Below are 22,120 nucleotides of genomic sequence, written 5' to 3'. Positions count from 1 at the left end.
ACAACGTCAATTTACGAACAACGTCAATTCACGAACAACACGGCAGCGGCATTGCCGGCGAGGTAGAAGCCGGCAATGCCGAACACCCAACCCATCGCGCTGTAGCCGTGGCGTGAGATGAACGAGTCCACCCCGCTCAGCGGCTTGTCCAGTCGGTCGCCGGCCACGATCCGCCCGCACAACAGAAGCACTGCCGGAGTGGCCATGATCAGGCAGTATCCGGCAAGTATCGACGCAGACGTGACTGCGGACAGCCGAGCAGCGGTGATCATCGCGATCGCCGCCAAGTAGGGCAGCATCGTCACCAATTCGGCGGTCCCGGCAGCAATTGCCAGAAGTACAACACTTCTCGCGGAACTGGCCGAGCCGAGCACCCGCTCTCGCCAAACATGGGTTCGATCGGCTTGACCGGATGTGCGCCTCTTCTCGGAATCGAATCGAAAGCTCCACGCGAACAACGCGATACCGAGTATCAACTGCGCACCGCGGGCGGCGGGGGTTTCGAGCAGCGGGGCGACGACAGGCATACCTGCCCGTGCCGTCGTCCAGACTGCCACCCCGACAACAAAATAGAACGTCGTGATGACCACCAGATACGTCAGCAGCCTGCGAACCTGCGGTCGTCCCGGCATCAACAACATCCAGACCGGGACGACCAAAGTTCCGATGCTCGTACTGTCCAGCAGGGCGAGCCCGCCCAGCGTGGTGAGCAGGACGAGTTCCACGTCAGTCGTTTCGGCGCTCGGGTATCGCTGTCTCCCTCGTTCGGACTGCATTCACGATGTCGAAGGCACCGATGATCGCGAGGATCACGCCGAGTGGTCCGCCGCGAAACCAGAAGAACTCGGCGTCACGCGCGAACAGCCACAGACAGCCGCCACCGACGACCAAGAGAATGCCGATCATCAACTCGAAGCGAATTTTCATACGTCGAGCCTGTCTTCTCTATCGAATCCGCACATCAGCCATCGGAACAACGCCGACCTCATCATTTGGTATGACAAGTCAGGCGCCCCGATGTGCTCTGATAAGTCTGTGGTGACCAGAAGTCGGAGTGTCGGCAAGTGGAACGATCCGCTCATCGCCTTCGGCCTGTTCGCGATCGGGGTACTCCTCTACCTGGTCGGCCTGTACCAAATGTGGACCGATGTCGGAGGTGTCGCCGACGTTCCCGCCGGGGTTCGGATCGGGATGCTGGCTCTGCTGTGTGCGATCGACTCGTTCCGGCGGGTGCGTCCGGCAACAGCTTTGGCGGCGGGGGCCGTCATCGTCGCGGTCGACGCTGCCCTGGGACCCACTCTGCCGATGTGGCTGGTCCTCTCGGATCTCACCTACGCCGCAGTTCTGTACGGGACGGCGCGGCTGGGCCGAGTGGTGTGTTCTCTGACCGCGGTGACGGTTGCCGCGCTCACCGCACTCGTCTACCTGTCCACCCAGGACGTCCGCGCTGCGGCTGGGGCAGGCGTGGTGACGGCACTGTTCTTCGGTACGCCGGTGTGGTGGGCACTGGTCATCCGTCGACAAGTCGAACTGACCGAGGCCGAACGCGAGCGTTCCAGAGTCCACGAAGCACTCGCCGCTCTAGACCGCGAGGCCGCAGTCGCTCACGAACGAGCAACCATGGCGCGCGATCTGCACGACGTCATCGCAAGCCACCTCTCCGCCATCGCAATCCATTCGGAGGCGGCACTGTCCACCACAGCTCTCTCCGGTGAACGGGGCGAACCAGACGACGGCTTGCGGGAGATGATCGGGGCGATCAGATCGAGCAGTCTCGCGGGCCTTTCCGAGATGCGGTCGATGATCGAACTGCTCCACGCCGGGGACGACGAGACCCCGGACCCGCGTTCCTCTCCCCCGCGGCTGACCGAGTTGCCCGTCGTCCTGGACGCAGTTCGGGCAGCCGGTGGCACCGTTCACGTTGCGATCGACATCGATGCTGCCGACCTGCCGAGCGTGGTCGATCACACGGCGTATCGGATCACCCAGGAAGCGTTGACCAATGCGCTCAAGCATGCACCTGGTGCGCCGATCTCGATGTCGATCTCTCTCCAGCACAATGCATTACAGATCGAGATCCGAAACCCGGTCGGTCCCGACACATCCCATCCGCGGGCAGGAACGCGCGGACTTGCAAACATGCGTCACCGCGCCGAGCTGCTGGGCGGTTCACTCGACGCACTTCCGGTCGACGGACAATGGACGGTATGCGCGCAGCTACCGGTCCCCGCACCGAACGGAACGGATCGGTGATCACCGTCGCCCTGGTCGACGACCACGCCGCGATCCGCTCCGGCCTGGCGATGATCCTGCGGCAGCACGACGACATCGATGTCGTTGCAGAAGCCGGTGACGGAGCGTCGGCGATCACCGTCACCCGCACGCATCAACCCGACGTCGTACTCATGGATGTCCGGATGCCAGGCACCGACGGCATCGAGGCGACGCGTCAGATCATCGGGACGACCCGCAGCCGGGTTCTAGTGTTGACCACCTTCGACCTCGACGAATACGTCTTCGCGGCCCTGCGCGCCGGCGCGTCGGGATTCCTGCTCAAGACTGCGACCGCGGACGAACTGACCAACGCTATCCGCAACGTCGCTGCCGGAGATGCAGTGCTCGCTCCTCGCGCGGCGCGTGCACTGATCGGCGAGTTCGTGCAGCGTGCACCCAAACCCACCGAACCGCTGGGATTGAGCGAGCTCACCGATCGTGAACGCGAGGTGCTCGCGCTGTTGGGGACGGGTATGTCCAATGCCGAACTGTCGCGTGAACTCGGTGTCGGTGCTCCGACGGTGAAGTCGCATGTGTCGCGAGTTCTGTCGAAGTTGCACCTCACCTCACGCGTCCAGGCGGCGATCCTTGCCCGCGAACTGGAGCTGTAGGTTCGGCCGAGGCTGACTACTCCAGTTATCCGCGAACCAGATCGACGAACATCTCGTGTACTCGACGGTCACCGGTTACCTCGGGATGGAAAGAAGTGGCGATCACCGAGCCCTGCCGAACCGCAACGATCCGGCCCGCGGCCTCCCCCGCGGCGGCGGGAACCTGCGCAAGGACCTCAACGCCCGGTCCAACTCGCTCCACCCACGGCGCGCGGATGAAGACGGCGCGGATGGGATCTCCGATGATGCCCTCGAACTCCAGGTCGGACTCGAAAGAATCGACCTGTCTGCCGAAAGCGTTGCGGCGCACCGTCATGTCGATGGCGCCGAGATGCTCGGCGTCCGGCCGGGTGTCGAGTACCTCGCTCGCCAGCAGAATCATGCCGGCACACGAACCGTAGGCCGGCAGACCGCCGCGAAGACGCTCACGCAGCGGATCCAACAGTTCGAACACCTGCAGAAGCCGGCTCATGGTGGTGGATTCGCCACCCGGAATCACGATTCCGTCTACCTTGTCCAGCTCCTCCGGCCGTCGGACACCCACGGCATCCGCACCCGAATCATCAAGTGCAGCAAGGTGCTCGCGAACATCACCCTGGAGGGCGAGTACACCGATCAACGGACGCGTCATCACACAGTTCCTGTCTTGTTCTCACGGCTGTCGGGTTCGCGTTCCAGACGCGTCAAACCCTCCTGAACCACCGCTGCCACCATGTTGCCATCGCGATCGTAGATACGCCCCTGAGTGAGCGCGCGACCGAAACCTGCCGACGGCGATGTCTGGTCGTAGAGCAACCACTCGTCGGCCCGGAACGGACGCAGGAACCACATCGCGTGATCGAGCGAAGCAGTCTGCGTCTTCACGCCCCGGTGCGGGACTTTCGAAGTTCCGAGCAGGGTCATGTCACTGAGGTACGCAAGCGTGCAGATGTGCAGCAGCGGACGATCCGGCAGAGGCTCGCGGTAGCGCATCCACACGCGCTGTTGTGCGGCGAGATCCGGCGCTGACGCACTCTGCTCGGCCGGCACAATTCTGATGTCCCAGTTCTTCCACTCTTGGTAGAACTGCGATTCCGCCAACTTGGGAACGGTCTGCGCGTCCTGCAAGTCCTCTGGCGCCGGAACGAAAGGCATCCGATCCTGATGCTCGATACCTTCGTCCTCGACGTGGAACGAGGCCGACATCGTGAAGATCGTCTTGCCGTCCTGGACTGCGTTCACCCGGCGGGTGCAGAACGAGCGCCCGTCGCGGATGCGGTCCACCAGGTAGACCGTCGGAATCTTCGGGTTGCCCGGGCGCAGGAAGTATCCGTGCAACGAGTGCACGTGGTAGCTCTCGTCGACGGTGCTCACGGCAGAAACCAGAGACTGCCCGGCAACCTGCCCGCCGAACGTCCGCTGAAGTGCAGTGGGATGGACCGCACCACGGAAGATGTCCTTCTCCAGGTGTTCGAGCGCGAGGATCTCCTCGATACCAACCATGAGTCCTCCGGAAATAGACCGCCGCAGTGGGCGCGATGACGGTTCACAATATCGCCTCGGCGAGCGGGCACGGCACCATGGTGGGCGTGAGCACATTCATCCCGTCCACTCCCCTCGCCCTGGCCGAGCAGATCGCAACGCTGACCGGATCATTTCCGTCGGTGGCGGTAGTAGCGATCGACGGACCTGATTGTGCGCAGCCGTCTCGGCTCGCAGAACTCGTCCGGGCCGCCGTCGAGTCGCACAGCAGGCCGAGTGCTGTTGTGTCACTGCACGACTACGTGCGGCCGGCTTCGCTGCGATACGAGTTCGGTCACGAGGATGCGCTGAGTTACCGCACCATCTGGTTCGACTATCCGGCACTCGATCGTGAAGTGATCACCGCCGCCCGCACCAAACGAGCGTTCTTGCCGAAACTCTGGGACGAACCCACCGATCGATCGGCTCGCTCGACCCGCGTCCCCGTCCATGAGCGCGCGGTCATCGTGATCGCCGGTCCGATGTTGCTCGGGCGTGGGCTGGAGTTCGACGTCAGCGTCCGCCTGGACATGAGCGAACCTGCCATGCGGCGGCACACACCGGAGGCGGATCTGTGGACCGTCGACGCACTCCTCGAACACCGATCAGAGGTGTCCGAGGAGGTCGATTTCGAGGTCAGGTACGACCATCCGGCCCGGCCTGCGGTGCGGTCTCGCCAGTGAAGGTCTCACTGCGATTGATCTCACTTCAGGCGACCTCAATTCGGCCGACCTCACTTCGGGCGATACAGCCTGGTCAGGCCTTCCTGGACGACTGCAGCAACCATGTTTCCTCGGCTGTCGAAGATCCGTCCCTGCGTCAATGCGCGACCGAAGCCCGCTGACGGCGACGTCTGGTCGTACAACAGCCACTCGTCGGCCCGGAACGGCCGCAGGAACCACATGGCGTGATCGAGCGAGGCGCTTTGCATGGCGACGTCCATGTGAGGGCCTCGGGAAGATCCGAGCAGCGTCATGTCGCTCATGTACGCAAGCGTGCACACGTGAAATACCGGGTCGTCCGGGAGAGCCTCGCGGGAACGGAACCATACTTGCTGCTGTGCGGCAGCGCCTGGACGTTTGTTGATGTCGGCCTTCGGCACCATCCGGAGGTCCCAATCGGACCACTCGCGAGCCAACCACGCAGTCTCGGGGTCTTCCGAATCCTGGGCGATCGCCAAGGTCTCGGGGTCAGGGACCGGTGGCATCTCGTCCTGGTGCTCGATGCCTTCGTCTTGGACGTGGAAGGATGCCGACATCGTGAAAATGGCTTGCCCGTCTTGAATTCCGGTGACCAAGCGAGTCGCGAACGATCGACCGTCCCGAACACGATCAACCAGAAAAACGGTCGGCTCCATCGGATTGCCCGGACGCAGGAAGTATCCGTGCAACGAATGAACTGAATAGGCCGGATCGACCGTGCGTACCGCCGACACCAATGCCTGGCCGGCGACCTGGCCGCCGAAAGTGCGGGTCAGGGTGGTCTCCGCGATGATTCCTCGAAAGATGTCACGCTCGAGGCGTTCCAACTCCAGAATTTCTTCGATCCTCGCCATCGATGCTCCACATCTTCCCGTGTACCGACGTCTACCGACCTTCACACAATGCCTGACGCACCCCCGGCCACCAAAGTGGGCATCCGAAAACACTGAGCGACGGGGCGCATCGACTCAGAATGGCGGTGGATCGTCTCCGCCGTCGAAGGTCCTCCTCTGTGCCTTCTTCATCCGCCGGTGCATCCGTATCTGCTGACGCCGGCGTTCACCCCGCACACGAGAGGCCTTGTTTTCCAGACGTGTGCGCCGACGCCGACCACCCTCGGGCAGTACAGGCTCGAGCATTCCCGCCAGCAGACCTGACGGCCTGGTTCGGTAGCAATGTCCGGTCGGCGAGGTCAGCATGACACTCCGGTCCGGGTTCGAGATGTGCAGCCACTGACCGGAATGCTTGAGGCGGTGATGGTTTCGACAATACGCACTCAGATTCGACGCCACGGTCTTTCCACCACGAGCGGGATTGCGATGATCAAAGGGCTCAGTGTGATCAAGATCTGAATTCCATGCAGCGACATCGCAGTGCAACCACTGGCAGCTTCCTGCGATCACCCGCACCCAGGTGTCGAGGACAGTGCCTGGGCGGTAGACCGACGCCGAAGGAACAACGGGCGGAGGTACTGGCTCGCCCTCACCGGAAGACTCGAGCGCGGCATCGACTGGTACTTTCACCTTCCGAATCAGCGCACCCGCGGCGATGTCACGCGCATGCTCTGCACTGATCACTCCATAACCGTCAAGGTGAGCGGGTTCGTCTGCACCTGGTGCGTCACCGCCCTGAAGCGTTGATTCCAGCATGACCACGTGAACCAACGGCCGACGCACCACGACAATCCCGCTTCGATCTTGTGGGCAATCGTCCAGGCCGCAATCGCACGGCAGAATCGTCGACCCGGATACCAACGCTCCCAATGCGTCAGCTCGTCGTTGCTCGTACTTACGGGAATCGTGTCGACACACCGACATTGCCAACTCCCGCAACCGACGGTCGAAAGCCCGTGCTTCCTCCGCCGGAATACTCCCCAATATCCGCGCCATTCCATCCTCGGCAGCGCTCACACCCACGAACCGATCAGCCAAGGCGCGGCGTCGACGTTCGCGCATCCCCTCGGGATCCACCACTGCGACGATCCGGTCGATAGCCGCTGTCAATCGGCGACCGGTCAAGCCGGTACCGCCAGGCATCGGTGGCGCCGAGATCTTTTCGAGGAGTTGCCGTTCCACCTCGTCGATCAAATCGTCAGCGACGTTGGCCGTAGCGGAGTCGATCAATCCGACTCGATACAGATCCAGTTCTCCGCGCGCCATGGCGGCACGCGTGCGATGGAGCCGAGACTTGAGAGAAAAGCCGAGACCGATCAACTTTCCCGCTGAGGCACGGCCCATGGTCAATGCCGCGCCGAGCTCGGCCTCAGCCAGTTCGTGAGCGGTAGACGACCAAGCACCATTATCGGTGTGGTCAGCGCTGCGACGCTCGAAAAACTCGGCAATGGCAGCCAGTTTCCGTTCCACGAGCATCGATTCGCGCGCATGCAGATCGGCGATGAGATCGATGAGGGCGCAGTCGGATTCGGCACCAGGCAGCTGCGCTGCGGTACCCGAACTTCCTACTCCGTCATCGAACATTCCTCAACATTATTCGAATATACGTTCGATATCCATGATTTCCAGGAATCAGTCCGAACAATCCCGATTGACCGAAAATTGTTGCGGAGCAACCTTTGCGGCCACTCGTGTTCCGGCAACGGATTCCCCTACTGAACCAGGGCGTTGATAATGCGGGCAGCTTCGGCCGGGTAGATAGGGCGGTCGGACCCACCACTCAATACCCAGTGGACTGGACTACCTTCGTCTAGGACTCGGAGTTGCACGTCGAGCGGAAACGCATCGATGTCAGTTGAGTCGACTGCAAAGACATGGACAATCTCATGCCCAGGTCGCCCCTCGAACTCGAAGATGTTCTCGACGACCTCGAGCAACTCGACGCTTCCCAACCTGACACCGAGTTCCTCCGCGAACTCGCGTCGCAGCGCTGCCTCAGCCGTCTCACCGAACTCGATACCGCCACCGATCAAGCGATGAAAGTTCTCCCCCGTGACAGAGTCCGTGCCGTCGAGCATGAGTACATGACCGGAACGGACAGGTATCCCCAGTGAGATGTTACGAATTGACGACATACGACACAGTTTAGGTGGCCAACTCGAACACCATTTGAATCCGACGACGGCGAATATCACCAAAAGTGATGGGGTGGGCGCAAATACGACTTGGACTTGCCGAGACTCCCGATGACAGACTCGAACACCATTCCCGGACAAAAGAACCCATTGAGGAACCGATGAACGACGCAAGTACCTGGACCGCACGACTCGCCGCACTCGACCTGACCCTCCCGCCTGTTGCCACCCCCGCAGGCTCATACCTTCCCGCCGTTCAGACGGGGTCATACGTCTACACGTCGGGGCAATTGCCGCTCGTCGACGGCACTACGACGTGCATCGGCAAGTTGGGCGAGGGCGTCTCCGTCGAAGACGCCGCCCAGGCGGCGCGGTTGTGCACTCTCAACGGACTCGCGGCCGTTGATGCCTTGGTCGGTCTCGACCGCATCGTTCGGGTCGTCAAGGTCGTTGGATTTGTTGCTTCGGGATCCGGATTCTCGCAGCAACCCCAGGTGATCAACGGTGCGTCCGACCTGCTGGCCGAGATCTTCGGTACCGCTGGACAGCACGCCCGCTCTGCGATCGGCGTGGCCGAACTCCCCCGAAACAGTGCCGTCGAGGTCGAGTTCGTGTTCGAGGTATCGGACAGCATCTGACGGTCCGCCACACCCCGAAGGGGCGGCGGTTGCCAATGCAACCGCCGCCCCTCTTGTGTAAAGACTTTCAGGCACTGAGCCCGGTCGTCGGACCTGCTGTCACCAACCGCGCTCTGCGAGGCGGTGTCCGACGGGCAGGTCGTCGACGTTGATGCCGACCATTGCCTCGCCGAGTCCGCGCGAGACCTTGGCGAGCACGTCCGGGTCGTCGTAGAACGTGGTCGCCTTGACGATTGCCTCGGCGCGCTGCTTCGGGTTGCCGGACTTGAAGATGCCCGATCCGACGAACACGCCCTCGGCGCCGAGCTGCATCATCATCGCAGCGTCTGCCGGGGTGGCGATGCCGCCGGCGGTGAACATGGTGACAGGCAGCTTGCCTGCCTTGGCGACCTCGACGACCAGTTCGTACGGGGCCTGCAGTTCCTTGGCGGCTACGTACAGTTCGTCCTCGCTCAGCGAGGTCAACCGGCGGATCTCGCCGCGGATGGTGCGCATGTGTGTGGTGGCGTTGGAGACGTCTCCGGTGCCGGCTTCGCCCTTCGAGCGGATCATGGCCGCGCCTTCGTTGATGCGACGGAGCGCTTCACCGAGGTTGGTGGCGCCACACACGAAGGGAGCGGTGAACTTCCACTTGTCGATGTGGTTGGCGTAATCGGCCGGGGTCAGGACCTCGGACTCGTCGATGTAGTCGACGCCGAGGCTCTGCAGGATCTGAGCTTCGACGAAGTGACCGATGCGTGCCTTCGCCATGACGGGGATGCTGACGGTGGAGATGATGCTGTCGATCATGTCCGGGTCGCTCATGCGCGAGACGCCGCCCTGTGCGCGAATGTCTGCGGGGACCCGCTCGAGTGCCATGACGGCGACGGCGCCGGCGTCTTCGGCGATCTTGGCCTGCTCAGCGGTGACCACGTCCATGATCACACCGCCCTTGAGCATTTCAGCCATGCCGCGCTTGACGCGGGCGGTGCCGATGGCGGTGGTGGGGGCAGAGTCGGGGGTGCTCACAGCAAACTCCTGCAGTAGTGGCGTGACGAAAGAAACAAGGCACGGCGAACACACGAGTTCATTCGCTCGGAGGCCTCTGGCCAGAACTCTAGGACGAACCGGCCTTCGATTCCGTATCCAATTTGCCATTGCTGGCCTTAAACGGCCGCGAGCACTGAACGACCGAACGATCAGCGGATGGAACGCACTTCCGGATCCTCGGAACCGTCCGCAATCGTCGCGGCCTCCACCAGGAGGTTTGCCAGATCCAACGGGTAGACGGGCTCACCGGACTTGGCCAGTCGGCGGATCTCGTCGGCGCTGCACCAGCGATGGCCGGTGATGGCACGCTGTTCCAATTCCGTGTGGCCTTGGAAGACCGGCTCGAAGCCGTGAGTGCGCGTAGCGAAGAACAGCTCTTCCGAACGGATCAGCTCACCGTCGAACGGGAAGATCGCCACCCGACGCCAAAGCGGACCTCGCAGATTCTCCGGCGCTACCTTGAACCCCGTTTCCTCCTCGATCTCACGAACCGCGGCCGCTCGCAGATGTTCGCCGCGTTCGAGCCCGCCGCCGACGGTGAACCAGAAGTAAGTGTTCGGGATCTTGGGATCGTGCCCGCGCAACAGCAGCACCCGATCTTCCTCGTCCAGCATCACCACGCGGGCAGAGGTCCGTGACGTATCCACGGTGATTCCCTCGGGCACCGCCGCCGCGGTCGTGCGCTCAGAGATCTCGAAGTATTGAGGCAGTGGCGCCGTTCCGCCGAGATGTAGCCATCGAACAAGTCGTCGGGTACGCAACGCGAGAGTGTCTCGCACCGCGTCGTTGTGGAACCGCCGGGCGATCAGCACGCGCGCCTCGGCATCGGCCAACTCGGCCACCAGTTGAGGTCGCAGCGACGTCGTGCCGTAGGCAGCGAGAGCATTGGACAGCCGGTTCTCGGCAAGCTCGCGATCCTGACGATCCGCCCGTTCGGCGGCGTCCGCCAAGGTGACGAATCTGCGGGCGTCGTCGGCGCTCATGTCCACAGCCGCCGCGCGGACAACCGCGGCACGACGGGACAGAGCCGCATCGAGCGCCAACCACGACTGATCCGAACGCACATGCAGTCGATCGAGTCGGTTCGCCGTCCCGTACGCCCACAGTCCGACGACCAGGACGACGGCAGCGACGAGCCCGAGAATGAAGATCGTCAGAGCGGAGAAGGTCATGACCCCACCACGCGTACGCCGGTGCCGCCAACCGTGACGGTCTCGTAGACACGCAGGATCTGTTCGGCCACCACCGGCCAGTCGTATTCGGCAACAACACTTGTCGCGGTGTTGACCAGCGCGCGTCGTCGATCCGGGTCACCGAGAACGGAATCGATTGCCTCGGCCAAGGCATCGGAGTTCCCGATGGGGACCAGCAAGCCGGCCTGACCGTCGCGAAGAACACGGCGGAAAGCGTCCAACTCACTGGCCACGACGGCAGTGCCAGCCGCCATGGCCTCGACCAGCACGATCCCGAAGCTCTCACCGCCGAGATTGGGCGCACAGTAGACGTCCGCACTGCGAAGCGCCGACGCTTTCTCCTCATCGCTGACCTGCCCGAGCAGGCGGAGATGCTTGAAGTACTTGCCCGCCTCTTTGCGGAGTTTCTCCTCGTCGCCGCGTCCGACCACGATCACTTCGAGATCCGGGTGACGCTCGACCAACTCCGGCAGTGCGCCGAGGAGGACGGCCATCCCCTTGCGCGGTTCGTCGTAGCGACCGAGGAACAGAATGGTTCCACCTTCGCGCGGGTAGCCGGGCAACAGATCGGCCTCGGCAAACGCTGCGACATCGACGCCGTTGGGAATTTCGACCGCGTCGGATCCGAGGGACTCGACCTGCCACCGACGCGCCAACTCCGAGACTGCGATCCGGCCACTGATCTTCTCGAGATACGGAGCCAAGACACCCTGAAAAGTGCTCAGCACCAACGACTTCGTAGTCGACGTGTGGAAGGTGGCGACGATCGGGCCTTCCGCGATACGCAACGCGAGCATGGACAGACTCGGCGCATTGGGTTCGTGGATATGTAGAACGTCGAAGTCACCTTCCGCGATGAACTTGCGGAGGCGGTTGTTCGCCGTCGGGCCGAAAGACAACCGCGCAACAGAACCGTTGTAGGGAATCGCGACGGCTTTACCTGCGGAAACCACAAAATCCGGCAACTCGTCGTCATCGGACGACGGCGCAAGCACACTCACTTTGTGACCACGTTCGATCAGCACCTCGGCCAGATCCACCACGTGCGCCTGCACGCCACCGGGGACGTCGAAGGAGTACGGGCAGATCATGCCGATCTTCATTCACCCTCCATGCGGGCGAGCCGCGATTCGGAGAGGTCGGAGCGCCACAGCGGCTGAAGCATGTGCCAGTCAGCGGGGTGCGCTGCGATGTTGACCGCGAAACGGTCGGCAAGTGCCTGCGTGGCCGGGCCGACTCCGCCGGATACGTCGATCGGCGGGTCGATCTTGAAACCCCAACCGTCGGGAGCGAACCAGCAGTGGACCGGAAGTAGCGGCGCGCCGGTATCGATCGCGAGCTTCGCCGGGCCGGCGGGCATGCGAGTGGGTTCTCCGAAGAAGGTGACGGGCACACCCTTCTTCGCCAGATCGCGCTCCCCCAACAGGCACACGATCTTGTTCTCACGCAGATGCTTGGACAGTTCGACGAACGGTGGATGCTCCCCGCCGCTGAGCGGGAAGATCTCGAAGCCGAGACTCTCGCGATAGTCGACGAACCGTTCGTACAGGGATTCGGGCTTGAGCCGCTCGGCAACGGAGGTCAACCCACCCCATTGCTGAACACACCACACGCCGGCCATGTCCCAGTTGCCACTGTGCGGCAGCGCCAATACCGCGCCATGACCTGCTGCCATTGCTTTTTCCAGATGTTCCTGGCCCTCGACCAGCGCATGCAACGCCTTACCTGTCGCAACCAGGTCCATCGACGGTAGACGGAACGCCTCACGCCAGTACCGGGCGTACGAGCGCATTGAATCCTTGATCAACTGATCCGGAACTTCCTCCGGCGTCGTGCCCAGAACTCTCGCGAGGTTCTTCCTGAGTTGTTCGGGTCCGCCCTTGCGTACCGCGAAATCCGCTCCGGCGTCGAACAGCTTGACCGCCACCGATTCCGGCAGGCTTCGTACCAGACGCCAACCCGCGGCGTATCCCAGATCGGTTGCACGCTCGGCAAAGCTCATTTCTCTGCCTCGCCGTCCGTTTTAGGCTCGCCGTCGGTGTTCGGCGCGCCTTCGACCGTCGATGCCGCCGGGGCGATCGGCAGAAGTTCCCGGGCGCCAGGCGAATTGCGCACCGCGAGCACTCGTTGGAAGACCGTCACGATACTTCCGGCGGCAAGTACCCACATCGCGATGTGAATCGCCCACGGTAGACCCATACCTGTCAGGCCAGATCCGACCAACACGATGATCAGTCGGTCCGGGCGCTCGATCCACCCGCCGTCCGCAGTCAGCCCGCTCGCCTCTGCGCGCGCCTTCGCGTACGAGATGACCTGCGAGGTGACGAGGCAGATGAGCGTCGCGACGAGCAGCCACTTGCTGTTCTCGTGGTAGACCGCCCACCAGGCCAGGCCGGCAAAAATCGCGCCGTCGGCCACGCGGTCGCAGGTCGCGTCCAGTACCGCCCCGTACCGCGTTCCGCCGCCGCGAGCACGAGCCATTGCGCCGTCGAGCATGTCGAACATGACGAAGAACCAGATGAACAAGGTTCCCCAGAACAGATGTCCGGACGGAAACAGCGTCACCGCACCGGCGACGCTTGCCACCGTGCCGATCACCGTCACCGAGTCCGGCGTCAGACCGGTCTTGACCAGCGCCTTCCCCATAGGTGCCGTCACCTTGGACACCGATGCGCGCCCGAAGAAGCTCAACACCGCAGGAACCCTCCCCGTCGTGAGTTCCGGTTCGGAACTCGTTGCAGCAATGCATCCTGCCATGAAGCCGGATGCATCAACCTATTGTTGCCAGGCACCGGCGAGTAGTCCCCTGGTCTCCCGCAGCAATTGCGGCATCACCTTGACCCCACCGAGCACGGTGATGAAGTTGGCGTCGCCGCCCCAACGTGGCACTACGTGTTGGTGAAGGTGCTCGGACAGCGAACCGCCCGCGGCAGCACCGAGATTCAGACCGACGTTGAATCCGTGCGGATTCGACACGCTCTTGATCACCCGCAACGCACGCTGGGTGAACGCCATCAACTCGGCGCTCTCCTCCGGCGTGAGGTCTTCGAGGGCCGCGACCTTGCGGTACGGCACCACCATCAGGTGACCCGGGTTGTACGGGTACAGGTTCAAGACCGCGTAGACGTGTTCACCGCGGGCGACGATCAACCCTTCCTCGTCCGACATTTTCGGAATGTCGATGAACGGTTCACCCGTCGTACCCGGGGTGTTGGGCGCCTCGGTGATGTACGACATCCGATGTGGCGACCAAATACGCTGCAAATGATCAGGATCGCCGACGCCGTGGTCGATCAGCGAACCCGGACCATCGTCACCGGGGGCGCTCACTGCGCCACGCTTGGCTGCACCAGTTCGGCTGTCGGCGAGGCATTCTCGCGGCGGCCGATCCACTCGGTGATGATCCGGACGGCGTCGTCGACGGGAATTCCGTTGATCTGGGTGCCGTCACGGAAACGGAAGCTGACCGCGCCGGCTTCCACGTCACGCTCGCCCGCGAGGAGCATGAACGGAACCTTTTGCGTGGTGTGGTTACGGATCTTCTTCTGCATCCGGTCATCACTGAAATCGACCTCGGCGCGAACACCGGCTGCCTTGAGCTTCTTCGTGACGTCGAACAGGTGATCGGCGAAGGCCTCGGCCACCGGAATTCCGACGACCTGTACCGGCGCCAGCCACGCCGGGAACGCGCCCGCGTAGTGCTCGGTCAGGACACCGAAGAACCGCTCGATCGAGCCGAACAGCGCGCGGTGGATCATGACCGGACGAGTCTTGACGCCGTCGTTGCCGGTGTATTCGAGTTCGAACCGCTCGGGCAGGTTGAAGTCGAGCTGGATGGTCGACATCTGCCAGGTGCGGCCGAGTGCGTCCTTGACCTGAACGGAGATCTTGGGACCGTAGAACGCGGCTCCACCCGGATCCGGCACCAGAGTCAGGCCAGAAGCTTCGCCGACCTCGGCGAGCGTTGCGGTCGCCTCTTCCCAGACATCGTCGCTACCGACGAACTTGTCCGGGTTCTTGGTGGACAGTTCGAGGTAGAAGTCGTCGAGGCCGTAGTCCTTGAGCAGGTTCAGAACGAACTGCAGGGTGGTGGTCAGCTCGTCGCGCATCTGCTCACGGGTGCAGTAGATGTGAGCGTCGTCCTGGGTCATGCCGCGCACGCGGGTCAGGCCGTGGATGACGCCGGACTTCTCGTAGCGGTAGACCGAGCCGAATTCGAAGAGCCGCAACGGCAATTCACGGTACGAGCGTCCGCGAGCACGGAAGATCAGGTTGTGCATCGGGCAGTTCATCGGCTTGAGGTAGTAGTCCTGGCCCGGCTTGCGCACGGTGCCGTCCTCGTTCAGTTCCTCGTCGACGTGCATCGCCGGGAACATTCCGTCGCGGTACCAGTCGAGGTGACCGGAAACCTCGTACAGATGTCCCTTGGTGATGTGCGGAGTGTTGACGAACTCGTAGCCCGCCTCGATGTGGCGGCTGCGCGAGTAGTTCTCCATCTCGGTGCGGATGATGCCGCCCTTGGGGTGGAACACCGGCAGACCCGAACCGAGCTCGTCGGGGAAGCTGAAGAGGTCCAGTTCGGTACCGAGCTTGCGGTGATCACGACGCTCGGCCTCGGCGAGCAGTTCGAGGTACTCGTCCTGAGCCTCGGTGGACTCCCACGCGGTGCCGTAGACACGCTGAAGATCGGCGTTGTCCTGGTTGCCACGCCAGTAGGCGGCGGAGCTTCGGGTCAACTTGAAGGCCGGAATGTGCTTCGTGGTCGGAATATGCGGGCCGCGGCACAGATCGGACCAGATCTTGTCGCCAGTGCGCGGATCGAGATTGTCGTAGATGGTCAGCTCGTTGCCGCCAACCTCCATGATCTCGGGATCGTCGATACCGGACTTGTCGTCGATCAATTCGAGCTTGAAGGGCTCGTCGGCCAACTCGACCCGAGCGTCCTCGATCGAATCGACCACTCGACGCGAGAAACGCTGCGATCCCTTGATGATCTGCTTCATACGCTTTTCGAGCTTGGCCAGATCCTCCGGAGTGAACGGACGATCCACTGCGAAGTCGTAGTAGAAGCCATCCTTGATCGGCGGACCGATCCCGAGCTTCGCGTCGGGGAATTCCTTCTGGACCGCCTGCGCGAGGACGTGAGCCGCGGAGTGCCGGATGACGCTGCGGCCGTCCTCGGTGGATGCTGCCACCGGCTCGACGTCGACATCGACCTCAGGTGTCCACGACAGATCCTTGAGCGTTCCCTCGCCATCGCGGACAACGACGATCACGTCGGGCCCCTTCGTGGGGTATCCGGCTTCGCGCACTGCAGTCCCGGCGGTCGTCCCCGCGGGCACCCGAAGTGGGGCGGCTGAGTGCTCTGGCGCGGGACTGGTCACGGCGATGTGCTCCTAAAGGTATTGCGACAAGTTAGACAGGCGTCGTACCCACTGCGAGCACGCGCACGATCATGTTATCGGCCCTACCGACATGGTGAGACAACCGAGTGAAGGAAACCGGGCCGCGTTCAGCTCACAGTGGCGACTCGAGCCACGAGTAGTCCAGGCCCACCCATGTCCCGATCAGGCCGAAGGTGCCGAGCACCCACAAAGTCGCCAGGACGATCACTGTGGTGAACAGAACGCCCAACCCCTTGACGAACAGCGACTGCTTGCCGAACCATTCCATGAACCTGTCGTATCGAGCCTTCGCGAAATGAAGGAGTCGATGTGCCCACGCGAACTCCGACGCCAGTATGCCGAGGCCGGCGAAGACGATGAGCCAACCGGGCCCGGGGTACGGAATAGCCACGATGCCTGCTGCGAACACGATCGTGCCCACGACTCCCACACCGATGCGGTACGCAAGATTGAGGGTGGGCCGCGCGGCGATTCCAGCGCGCCACCGCTCCCAGCGGGACTCTGCGTCTTGGAAGACGGACAGGTCTGAATCGTCGACGGGAGAATCGACCTTTTCGGTACTCAAGTCGGTCACCTTTTCGGTCGCGAAATGTCTCTTCGACCAGGCTACCGAAATCATCGGCCGGCGACCTGCGACGACGGTCTGCATGCCGAAACAACCGTGCCCTCGAACAGCTGTGCTCTCAAACAGCTGTGCTCTCAAACGACTGAAGGCGTCCCCGATGATCGGGAACGCCTTCAGTGTTTTTCTGTGGTCCCGGCTGGGATCGAACCAGCGACCTTCCGCGTGTGAAGCGGACGCTCTCCCACTGAGCCACGGGACCGTAAGTCATCCGAACGCATGCGCTCGAACGAGTTGGAACATTAACACGGCTGCGCGATGAATACGAATCACCAGGTTGGCATTCGTTTTGCTCCAGGCGACCCCGAAATCTACGAATTCGAGCTGATTTCAGACCGTATTCATCGCCAAGACGGACAGTTGCAACGCGCGCGACGGGCCGATTCGACTCCGAACACGCCACTGAGCTGGTGATTTGTGTGTATCCGACACGGTCGGCTAATGTTTCCAACGCACCGAGGAGAGCGAGCAGCTCCCCAAGCAACACGGTGCGATGCGGACGTGGCGCAGCTGGTAGCGCACAACCTTGCCAAGGTTGGGGTCGCGGGTTCGAATCCCGTCGTCCGCTCGAGAGGTGTGACTCAACCTTTTACGGTGGAGTGGCCGAGTGGTGAGGCAACGGCCTGCAAAGCCGTGCACACGGGTTCGATTCCCGTCTCCACCTCGCGCGATTAGCTCAGCGGGAGAGCGCTTCCCTGACACGGAAGAGGTCACTGGTTCAATCCCAGTATCGCGCACCACGTCAGGCCCTCGGGCCTGATGGTCAAGGCCTGCTTGCAGGTCTGATAAGTTAGAAAAGTACTGAGTTCCGGTAACGGAGTTCATTGCTCATGCGGACGTGGCGCAGCTGGTAGCGCACAACCTTGCCAAGGTTGGGGTCGCGGGTTCGAATCCCGTCGTCCGCTCCATTTTTCTCCAGAACCCGCGCGATTAGCTCAGCGGGAGAGCGCTTCCCTGACACGGAAGAGGTCACTGGTTCAATCCCAGTATCGCGCACCATTTGAAATTGCAAGAAGCCGGAACCTCAGGGTTCCGGCTTTTTGCGTTCGAGCGCCGAACACATCAACCGCAGTACAGACGCAAGCCCTCTCGGGAATCCACGTCAGTACTGCGGTTGATGTAGCTGATCAGATTGTTGTAACTGATCAGTGAGAGAAGCGGTTCGCTGCCGAAGTCATCGCGCGCAGCGAGGACTCAGTCGACGACTCCGCAATCCCCATCGCCCAGCTCCGACGGCCGTCGCACTCGGTGAAGATGAACGTCGCCGTGCGGTGGCCGATCTGGTGCTGATGGAAAGACAGGATCTCGAGCGAGATTCCCGCGTCGTGCAGCATCGACGTCATGGCCGAGATCGCGCCAGTCGAGGTGGCGGAAGCCTTCTGGATGCGCTCCCCCAGACCGAGAGTCGCTTCGAAAGTCCAACGACCCGGCGCAATCTTCTCGGAGGACCACGCGCCCAAACGGATCGGGCCGCTCATTGCCGCATACGTGGACTCGAACTCGGTCCAAGACATCGCTGAGCATTCGGCACGCAGGCCGGCTGGCAGAGATTTTCCGTGACGCGCCGCGAAAGGATCAGCAGCGGTAGAAGAAGAATCAGAAGCGAAGGCGGAATCAGAAGCGAAGGCGAAGTTGTAAGTCATGATCGTGGTCTTCCTGGAATGAAGTGGAGGACCAACTGGTAGCAAGACGACCCGCAGCGAGGGGTCGGTCCGATTCAGACCCCGCTACGGCGGCTTACTACGAGAATTCGCTTCATGAGAGACGAGGCTAGGCGGCCCGGTTCGAGAATGCAACCCAGACCGCCTCCGCACAGGTCAGACCTGAGCCGATTTATGCTCGGCGATCAGGGCGCGATACCACTCGAACGAGGTCTTCGGTGTGCGCTTCTGGGTGTCGAAATCGACGTGTACCAGGCCGAATCGCTCTTTGTATCCCGCAGCCCATTCGAAGTTGTCGAGGAGTGACCACACAAAATAGCCACGGACGTCGACACCGTCGTCCATGGCCGATCGGAGGGCGCGAAGGTGCGCGTCGTGGTAGTCGATTCGTGCTTCGTCCTCGACGACGCCTGCGGCATCCGGAGCGTCGTGGAATGAACATCCGCTTTCCGTGATGTAGATCGGCGGCAGTGCGTCACCGAACCGAGCTCGGAACGTCCGCAGGATCTCACCCAGCCCTTCGGGAACGATCGGCCATCCGAAATCGGTTGTGGGATAACCGGTAATCGCGACAGGCGCAAAGGGCAGGCCCGGCGGTAGGTCGACCTCGAGCACACCTTCGGTCCCCTGGCCTTCCACCGGAGCGGCAATCATCGTCGGCTCGTAGTAGTTGATCCCGTACCAGTCCAGCGGCGCCCCGATGATTTTCAAGTCCTCGTCGACGGGACCGCTGAGCAGCTGAGCGAATTCGTCGGCGGGGTACTTACCGACCAATATCGGGTCGGCGAACATCCAATTGACGACGTGGTCGTAGATGTCGGCAGCCATCACGTCTTCCGGGGAATCCGAGGCGGCACGCACCGGTGCATGGTTCGAGGCGATTCCGATGTTCGTGCATCCGGTTGCCCGAAGCGCTTCGACAGCGAGGCCGTGCCCGAGCAGCTGGTGATGTGCGGCTTGGAAAGCCTCGAACCCCAAGGCCAGGCCGGGGGCATGAACTCCCAGGGCATGACCGTAGAGCGTGTGCACTACCGGTTCGTTGAGCGGCATCCACATTCCGACGCGATCGGACAACCGTTCGCCGACGACCTGGGCGTACTCCCCCAGCCGGTACGAGGTGTCTCGGTTCATCCAGCCGCCCTGCTCTTGCAGTGCGAGGGGCAGATCCCAGTGAAAGAGAGTGACGGCAGGAGTAATTCCCACCGAACACAGTCGATCGATCAGGCGGTCGTAGAAGTCGAGCCCTTTCGCATTCACGGCCCCCGATCCGGTGGGCAGAATTCGCGACCACGACAGGGACAGCCGATAAGCGTCGAGCCCGAGGTCTTTCATCAACTCGATATCCGATTCCCAGCGGTGATAATGATCGGCAGCAACCGCTCCGGTGTCGCCCCCGACGACTACACCGGGGCGGTCACAGAACTCGTCCCAAATCGACGGTCCGCGACCGTCTTCGGCCACAGCTCCTTCGATTTGGTAGGCCGCGGTGGCGGTTCCCCAGACGAAGGAAGACGGAAATTCTGGTGTCGGCTGCCGAGTCATGTCGGTCAGTTAATCAAAGAACCGTGCAAAACACGCAGCTTTGTTGGACACTCGACCAGTATCAAGATCCAGTACCGTTCGGCCTAACCGAACGAACGAGACAAAGGCCCTGCTTGATGACGGATAACACCCGCACCCTGACGAGGGCTCGGATCGCCACTTCGGTGGCCTTCGGACTTCAAGGATTTCTGCTCGCCGCCATTCTGACGCAGCTGCCGCAGTACAAGGATTTGTTCGAGCTGAGCGAGACACTGGTTGTGGTTGCGGTTGTCACCGTGTCCGTCATCGCCGGGCTCGGCAGCGTGCTCGCCGAGATTCTAGCCGTGAGAACGTCGAGCAAGATGACTCTGCGAACCGGACTCGCCGTCATCGCAGTCTTTGGCGGGGCAACCGGAATCGCGCCCAACGCGGCGATGTTCTTCGTCTTCCTGGCGATCTACGGCATCGGACTCGGCATGGTCGACGCGGCCGCCAACATGCAGGCAGTCTCGATCCAACACGCCAAGGGCCGCTTCATCCTCTCCTCGTTCCATGCTTCCTGGAGCGTCGGAGCGATTGTCGGCGCTCTGTTCATCTCTGCTACCGCAAGCCTCGACATCTCGATCCGCATCACACAGGTGATCGCGGGAGTTGTTGTCGGACTGATACTTCTGGCCTTCGGCCCGCAACTGCTCGATCGCTCCGAGTCTCCGGTTGCCGATGCAAACATCACGAGCACCGCGAAATTCACCGTACCCACCCGCGCGTTCGTCCTCCTCGGCGTCGCGATGGCATTGTTCTATGCGGTCGACTTCAGCGTCGGAAACTGGTCGACGCTGTACGTCAAGGACGAACTGCTCGCCGACGCCGGGACGGCCGCCCTTTCCGTGGCGGCGTACCAAATCGCGGCACTGGTCGCACGACTGACCGGCGACTACTGGGTCGGCAAGTTCGGTGAGACCACCGTCGTGCGGATCGGCTCTCTCATCGGCGTGGTCGGCATGACGATCGTTGTCCTCGCGCAATCTCCCGCCGTTGCCATCGCCGGCTTCCTGATCGTCGGCCTCGGCGTACCGGTGATCGCCCCGATCTGCTTCAGCGCCGCCGGACGGATGGCTCCCCCGGATCAGGTCGACGCGGTGATCGCACGAATCAACCTCTTCAACTACGTCGGCACAGTGGTCGGCGGCGGCATCGTCGGCGCGGTCGCTGCCTTCAGTGACCTTCGAATCGGGTTCCTGATTCCGCTGGCATTCTGCGCGATCTTGATAGTTCTTGCTCCCGCGTTCGCACCGAAGCGAGCCACGACGCCGGTCGCCGAGAACGCCGCTTGAGCATCACGCTCGACGAAGGTGGTGTACTTGATCAACCGAATCATGTGCGCGAGAGGTAGAAACTGACGTGACGATCACCGTTGACCGGGCCGGAATCTGGGATTCCGAAGCAATCGCCGACGTGGCAGCGGTGACGTTTCCGCTGGCTTGTCCGCCGGACGCATCCGACGACGACATCAGTGCCTTCATCGACAACGTCCTATCCGTCGACAAGTTCTCCGAGTATCTGACGGACCCGACACGAACCGTTCTCAAGGTCATTCGCGACGGCTCGATCGTCGGCTACGCGATGCTCGTCGACGACGAGCCCGCCGACCCGGACGTCAAAGCTGCTGTGACACTTCGCCCGACGACGGAACTGAGCAAGTTGTACGTGCTTCCTGGTAACCACGGAACCGGCGCGGCAGCATCCTTGATGGACGCGGTTGTCGACCATGCACGACGCAGCGGAAGTGCCGGGATCTGGCTGGGTGTCAATCAGGAAAATCTGCGCGCCCAGAAGTTCTACGCCAAACACGGCTTCACCCAGGTCGGCACGAAGACGTTTCTCGTGGGGGCACAACTCCACCACGATTTCGTGATGGAGCGCCCCGTCAGCTGACA

At 62.3% G+C, this 22,120-nt stretch carries 23 protein-coding genes and 6 tRNA genes; 11 read left to right on the top strand and 18 right to left on the bottom strand.

Annotation, left to right across the window (positions count from 1 at the left end):
- Window positions 1–23 precede the first annotated feature (23 nt).
- Window positions 24–725 carry a GAP family protein gene (locus GJB56_RS06855; protein WP_113683587.1) on the bottom strand — a complete coding sequence of 234 codons (702 nt, stop codon included), beginning with the start codon at window positions 723–725 and terminating at the stop codon, window positions 24–26.
- 1 nt (window position 726) lies between these two features.
- Window positions 727–927: a hypothetical protein gene (locus GJB56_RS06850; RefSeq protein WP_003943331.1), complete on the bottom strand. Its 201-nt coding sequence runs from the start codon at window positions 925–927 to the stop codon at window positions 727–729.
- Between the two features lie 111 nt (window positions 928–1,038).
- Between GJB56_RS06850 and GJB56_RS06845 the strand changes: the two genes are divergently transcribed.
- Together GJB56_RS06845 and GJB56_RS06840 are read left to right on the top strand one after the other, a co-directional pair.
- On the top strand, window positions 1,039–2,253 hold the full coding sequence (locus GJB56_RS06845) for a sensor histidine kinase (RefSeq protein ID WP_230091147.1): 1,215 nt from the start codon (window positions 1,039–1,041) through the stop codon (window positions 2,251–2,253).
- On the top strand, window positions 2,208–2,885 hold the full coding sequence (locus tag GJB56_RS06840) for a response regulator (protein WP_060938512.1): 678 nt from the start codon (window positions 2,208–2,210) through the stop codon (window positions 2,883–2,885). The genes GJB56_RS06845 and GJB56_RS06840 overlap by 46 nt, the downstream gene beginning before the upstream one ends.
- 25 nt (window positions 2,886–2,910) lie before the next feature.
- Here GJB56_RS06840 and pdxT read toward each other — a convergent pair whose 3' ends face one another.
- Together pdxT and tesB are read right to left on the bottom strand one after the other, a co-directional pair.
- Window positions 2,911–3,516 (bottom strand): pyridoxal 5'-phosphate synthase glutaminase subunit PdxT, encoded by a 606-nt coding sequence (gene pdxT / locus GJB56_RS06835; protein WP_003943308.1) that lies wholly within the window; start codon window positions 3,514–3,516, stop codon window positions 2,911–2,913.
- Window positions 3,516–4,367: an acyl-CoA thioesterase II gene (gene tesB, locus GJB56_RS06830; protein WP_113683585.1), complete on the bottom strand. Its 852-nt coding sequence runs from the start codon at window positions 4,365–4,367 to the stop codon at window positions 3,516–3,518. Before tesB ends, pdxT begins: the two co-directional genes overlap by 1 nt.
- Before the next feature lie 35 nt (window positions 4,368–4,402).
- Here tesB and GJB56_RS06825 point away from each other — a divergent pair, with 35 nt between their 5' ends.
- The gene (locus GJB56_RS06825; RefSeq protein WP_230091146.1) at window positions 4,403–5,068 is read left to right on the top strand and encodes a hypothetical protein; all 666 of its coding nucleotides are present in this window, start codon (window positions 4,403–4,405) and stop codon (window positions 5,066–5,068) included.
- A 50-nt stretch (window positions 5,069–5,118) separates the two neighbouring features.
- Here GJB56_RS06825 and GJB56_RS06820 read toward each other — a convergent pair whose 3' ends face one another.
- From GJB56_RS06820 to GJB56_RS06810, 3 genes are all read right to left on the bottom strand, one after another.
- The gene (locus tag GJB56_RS06820) at window positions 5,119–5,940 is read right to left on the bottom strand and encodes an acyl-CoA thioesterase (RefSeq protein ID WP_019748291.1); all 822 of its coding nucleotides are present in this window, start codon (window positions 5,938–5,940) and stop codon (window positions 5,119–5,121) included.
- Window positions 5,941–6,054: 114 nt separating this feature from the next.
- Complete coding sequence (locus GJB56_RS06815) at window positions 6,055–7,563, bottom strand: HNH endonuclease signature motif containing protein (protein WP_113683584.1); 1,509 nt, start codon at window positions 7,561–7,563, stop codon at window positions 6,055–6,057.
- A gap of 128 nt (window positions 7,564–7,691) precedes the next feature.
- Window positions 7,692–8,114 (bottom strand): NUDIX domain-containing protein, encoded by a 423-nt coding sequence (locus tag GJB56_RS06810; protein ID WP_113683583.1) that lies wholly within the window; start codon window positions 8,112–8,114, stop codon window positions 7,692–7,694.
- 161 nt (window positions 8,115–8,275) lie between these two features.
- On the opposite strand from GJB56_RS06810, the gene GJB56_RS06805 reads away from it, so the two are divergent.
- The gene (locus GJB56_RS06805; RefSeq protein WP_020969521.1) at window positions 8,276–8,752 is read left to right on the top strand and encodes a RidA family protein; all 477 of its coding nucleotides are present in this window, start codon (window positions 8,276–8,278) and stop codon (window positions 8,750–8,752) included.
- Between the two features lie 99 nt (window positions 8,753–8,851).
- Here the strand turns inward: GJB56_RS06805 and pdxS are convergent, their stop codons facing one another.
- From pdxS to GJB56_RS06760, 9 genes are all read right to left on the bottom strand, one after another.
- On the bottom strand, window positions 8,852–9,760 hold the full coding sequence (gene pdxS, locus GJB56_RS06800; RefSeq protein WP_003943338.1) for a pyridoxal 5'-phosphate synthase lyase subunit PdxS: 909 nt from the start codon (window positions 9,758–9,760) through the stop codon (window positions 8,852–8,854).
- Between the two features lie 170 nt (window positions 9,761–9,930).
- Window positions 9,931–10,953, bottom strand: a complete 1,023-nt coding sequence (locus GJB56_RS06795; protein WP_042951805.1) for an NUDIX hydrolase — start codon at window positions 10,951–10,953, stop codon at window positions 9,931–9,933.
- Window positions 10,950–12,077, bottom strand: coding sequence for a glycosyltransferase family 4 protein (locus tag GJB56_RS06790; RefSeq protein WP_003943332.1), 1,128 nt, complete (start codon window positions 12,075–12,077; stop codon window positions 10,950–10,952). Before GJB56_RS06790 ends, GJB56_RS06795 begins: the two co-directional genes overlap by 4 nt.
- Complete coding sequence (locus tag GJB56_RS06785; RefSeq protein WP_113683582.1) at window positions 12,074–12,976, bottom strand: phosphatidylinositol mannoside acyltransferase; 903 nt, start codon at window positions 12,974–12,976, stop codon at window positions 12,074–12,076. The genes GJB56_RS06790 and GJB56_RS06785 overlap by 4 nt, the downstream gene beginning before the upstream one ends.
- A complete protein-coding gene (pgsA, locus tag GJB56_RS06780) occupies window positions 12,973–13,668 on the bottom strand; it encodes a phosphatidylinositol phosphate synthase (RefSeq protein WP_042951804.1) in 696 nt (231 codons plus the stop codon). Before pgsA ends, GJB56_RS06785 begins: the two co-directional genes overlap by 4 nt.
- An 81-nt stretch (window positions 13,669–13,749) precedes the next feature.
- Window positions 13,750–14,304 carry an HIT family protein gene (locus tag GJB56_RS06775; protein ID WP_019748284.1) on the bottom strand — a complete coding sequence of 185 codons (555 nt, stop codon included), beginning with the start codon at window positions 14,302–14,304 and terminating at the stop codon, window positions 13,750–13,752.
- Window positions 14,301–16,358 carry a threonine--tRNA ligase gene (gene thrS / locus GJB56_RS06770; protein ID WP_007732914.1) on the bottom strand — a complete coding sequence of 686 codons (2,058 nt, stop codon included), beginning with the start codon at window positions 16,356–16,358 and terminating at the stop codon, window positions 14,301–14,303. Before thrS ends, GJB56_RS06775 begins: the two co-directional genes overlap by 4 nt.
- Window positions 16,359–16,491: 133 nt before the next feature.
- Window positions 16,492–16,944, bottom strand: a complete 453-nt coding sequence (locus tag GJB56_RS06765; protein ID WP_029255280.1) for a TIGR02611 family protein — start codon at window positions 16,942–16,944, stop codon at window positions 16,492–16,494.
- Window positions 16,945–17,131: 187 nt separating this feature from the next.
- A tRNA-Val gene (locus GJB56_RS06760) sits at window positions 17,132–17,203 on the bottom strand.
- Between the two features lie 293 nt (window positions 17,204–17,496).
- Here GJB56_RS06760 and GJB56_RS06755 point away from each other — a divergent pair.
- The 5 genes from GJB56_RS06755 to GJB56_RS06735 all read left to right on the top strand — a co-directional run bounded on the left by GJB56_RS06755 (window position 17,497) and on the right by GJB56_RS06735 (window position 18,000).
- A tRNA-Gly gene (locus GJB56_RS06755) sits at window positions 17,497–17,569 on the top strand.
- 25 nt (window positions 17,570–17,594) lie between these two features.
- Window positions 17,595–17,665, top strand: a tRNA-Cys gene (locus GJB56_RS06750).
- A 1-nt stretch (window position 17,666) separates the two neighbouring features.
- Window positions 17,667–17,741 (top strand) — tRNA-Val (locus GJB56_RS06745).
- Window positions 17,742–17,833: 92 nt separating this feature from the next.
- A tRNA-Gly gene (locus GJB56_RS06740) sits at window positions 17,834–17,909 on the top strand.
- Window positions 17,910–17,925: 16 nt separating this feature from the next.
- A tRNA-Val gene (locus tag GJB56_RS06735) sits at window positions 17,926–18,000 on the top strand.
- Between the two features lie 146 nt (window positions 18,001–18,146).
- Here the strand turns inward: GJB56_RS06735 and GJB56_RS06730 are convergent.
- Window positions 18,147–18,644 carry an alpha-isopropylmalate synthase regulatory domain-containing protein gene (locus tag GJB56_RS06730; protein WP_020907588.1) on the bottom strand — a complete coding sequence of 166 codons (498 nt, stop codon included), beginning with the start codon at window positions 18,642–18,644 and terminating at the stop codon, window positions 18,147–18,149.
- Between the two features lie 174 nt (window positions 18,645–18,818).
- Window positions 18,819–20,204, bottom strand: a complete 1,386-nt coding sequence (locus tag GJB56_RS06725) for a GH1 family beta-glucosidase (protein ID WP_113683581.1) — start codon at window positions 20,202–20,204, stop codon at window positions 18,819–18,821.
- Between the two features lie 116 nt (window positions 20,205–20,320).
- Between GJB56_RS06725 and GJB56_RS06720 the strand changes: the two genes are divergently transcribed.
- A complete protein-coding gene (locus tag GJB56_RS06720; RefSeq protein ID WP_113683580.1) occupies window positions 20,321–21,517 on the top strand; it encodes an MFS transporter in 1,197 nt (398 codons plus the stop codon).
- Window positions 21,518–21,584: 67 nt separating this feature from the next.
- Window positions 21,585–22,118 (top strand): GNAT family N-acetyltransferase, encoded by a 534-nt coding sequence (locus GJB56_RS06715; protein WP_003942603.1) that lies wholly within the window; start codon window positions 21,585–21,587, stop codon window positions 22,116–22,118.
- The last annotated feature ends 2 nt before the right edge of the window (window positions 22,119–22,120 follow it).

The organism is Rhodococcus sp. AQ5-07, assembly GCF_009707305.1.
GTDB lineage: Bacteria > Actinomycetota > Actinomycetes > Mycobacteriales > Mycobacteriaceae > Rhodococcus_F > Rhodococcus_F erythropolis.
Note: the sequence above shows the minus strand (reverse complement) of the source record. Positions and strands in the feature narration are given on the sequence as shown.

Coding starts and splice junctions, on each gene's coding strand:
- GJB56_RS06815 (WP_113683584.1), bottom strand. CDS start 7,563: ATGTTCGATGACGGAGTAGGAAGTTCGGGTACCGCAGCGCAGCTGCCT.
- GJB56_RS06790 (WP_003943332.1), bottom strand. CDS start 12,077: ATGAAGATCGGCATGATCTGCCCGTACTCCTTCGACGTCCCCGGTGGC.
- GJB56_RS06730 (WP_020907588.1), bottom strand. CDS start 18,644: ATGACTTACAACTTCGCCTTCGCTTCTGATTCCGCCTTCGCTTCTGAT.
- GJB56_RS06785 (WP_113683582.1), bottom strand. CDS start 12,976: ATGAGCTTTGCCGAGCGTGCAACCGATCTGGGATACGCCGCGGGTTGG.
- GJB56_RS06795 (WP_042951805.1), bottom strand. CDS start 10,953: ATGACCTTCTCCGCTCTGACGATCTTCATTCTCGGGCTCGTCGCTGCC.
- GJB56_RS06820 (WP_019748291.1), bottom strand. CDS start 5,940: ATGGCGAGGATCGAAGAAATTCTGGAGTTGGAACGCCTCGAGCGTGAC.
- pdxT (WP_003943308.1), bottom strand. CDS start 3,516: ATGACGCGTCCGTTGATCGGTGTACTCGCCCTCCAGGGTGATGTTCGC.
- GJB56_RS06850 (WP_003943331.1), bottom strand. CDS start 927: ATGAAAATTCGCTTCGAGTTGATGATCGGCATTCTCTTGGTCGTCGGT.
- GJB56_RS06810 (WP_113683583.1), bottom strand. CDS start 8,114: ATGTCGTCAATTCGTAACATCTCACTGGGGATACCTGTCCGTTCCGGT.
- tesB (WP_113683585.1), bottom strand. CDS start 4,367: ATGGTTGGTATCGAGGAGATCCTCGCGCTCGAACACCTGGAGAAGGAC.
- GJB56_RS06825 (WP_230091146.1), top strand. CDS start 4,403: ATGACGGTTCACAATATCGCCTCGGCGAGCGGGCACGGCACCATGGTG.
- GJB56_RS06840 (WP_060938512.1), top strand. CDS start 2,208: ATGCGCGCAGCTACCGGTCCCCGCACCGAACGGAACGGATCGGTGATC.
- GJB56_RS06720 (WP_113683580.1), top strand. CDS start 20,321: ATGACGGATAACACCCGCACCCTGACGAGGGCTCGGATCGCCACTTCG.
- GJB56_RS06805 (WP_020969521.1), top strand. CDS start 8,276: ATGAACGACGCAAGTACCTGGACCGCACGACTCGCCGCACTCGACCTG.
- GJB56_RS06725 (WP_113683581.1), bottom strand. CDS start 20,204: ATGACTCGGCAGCCGACACCAGAATTTCCGTCTTCCTTCGTCTGGGGA.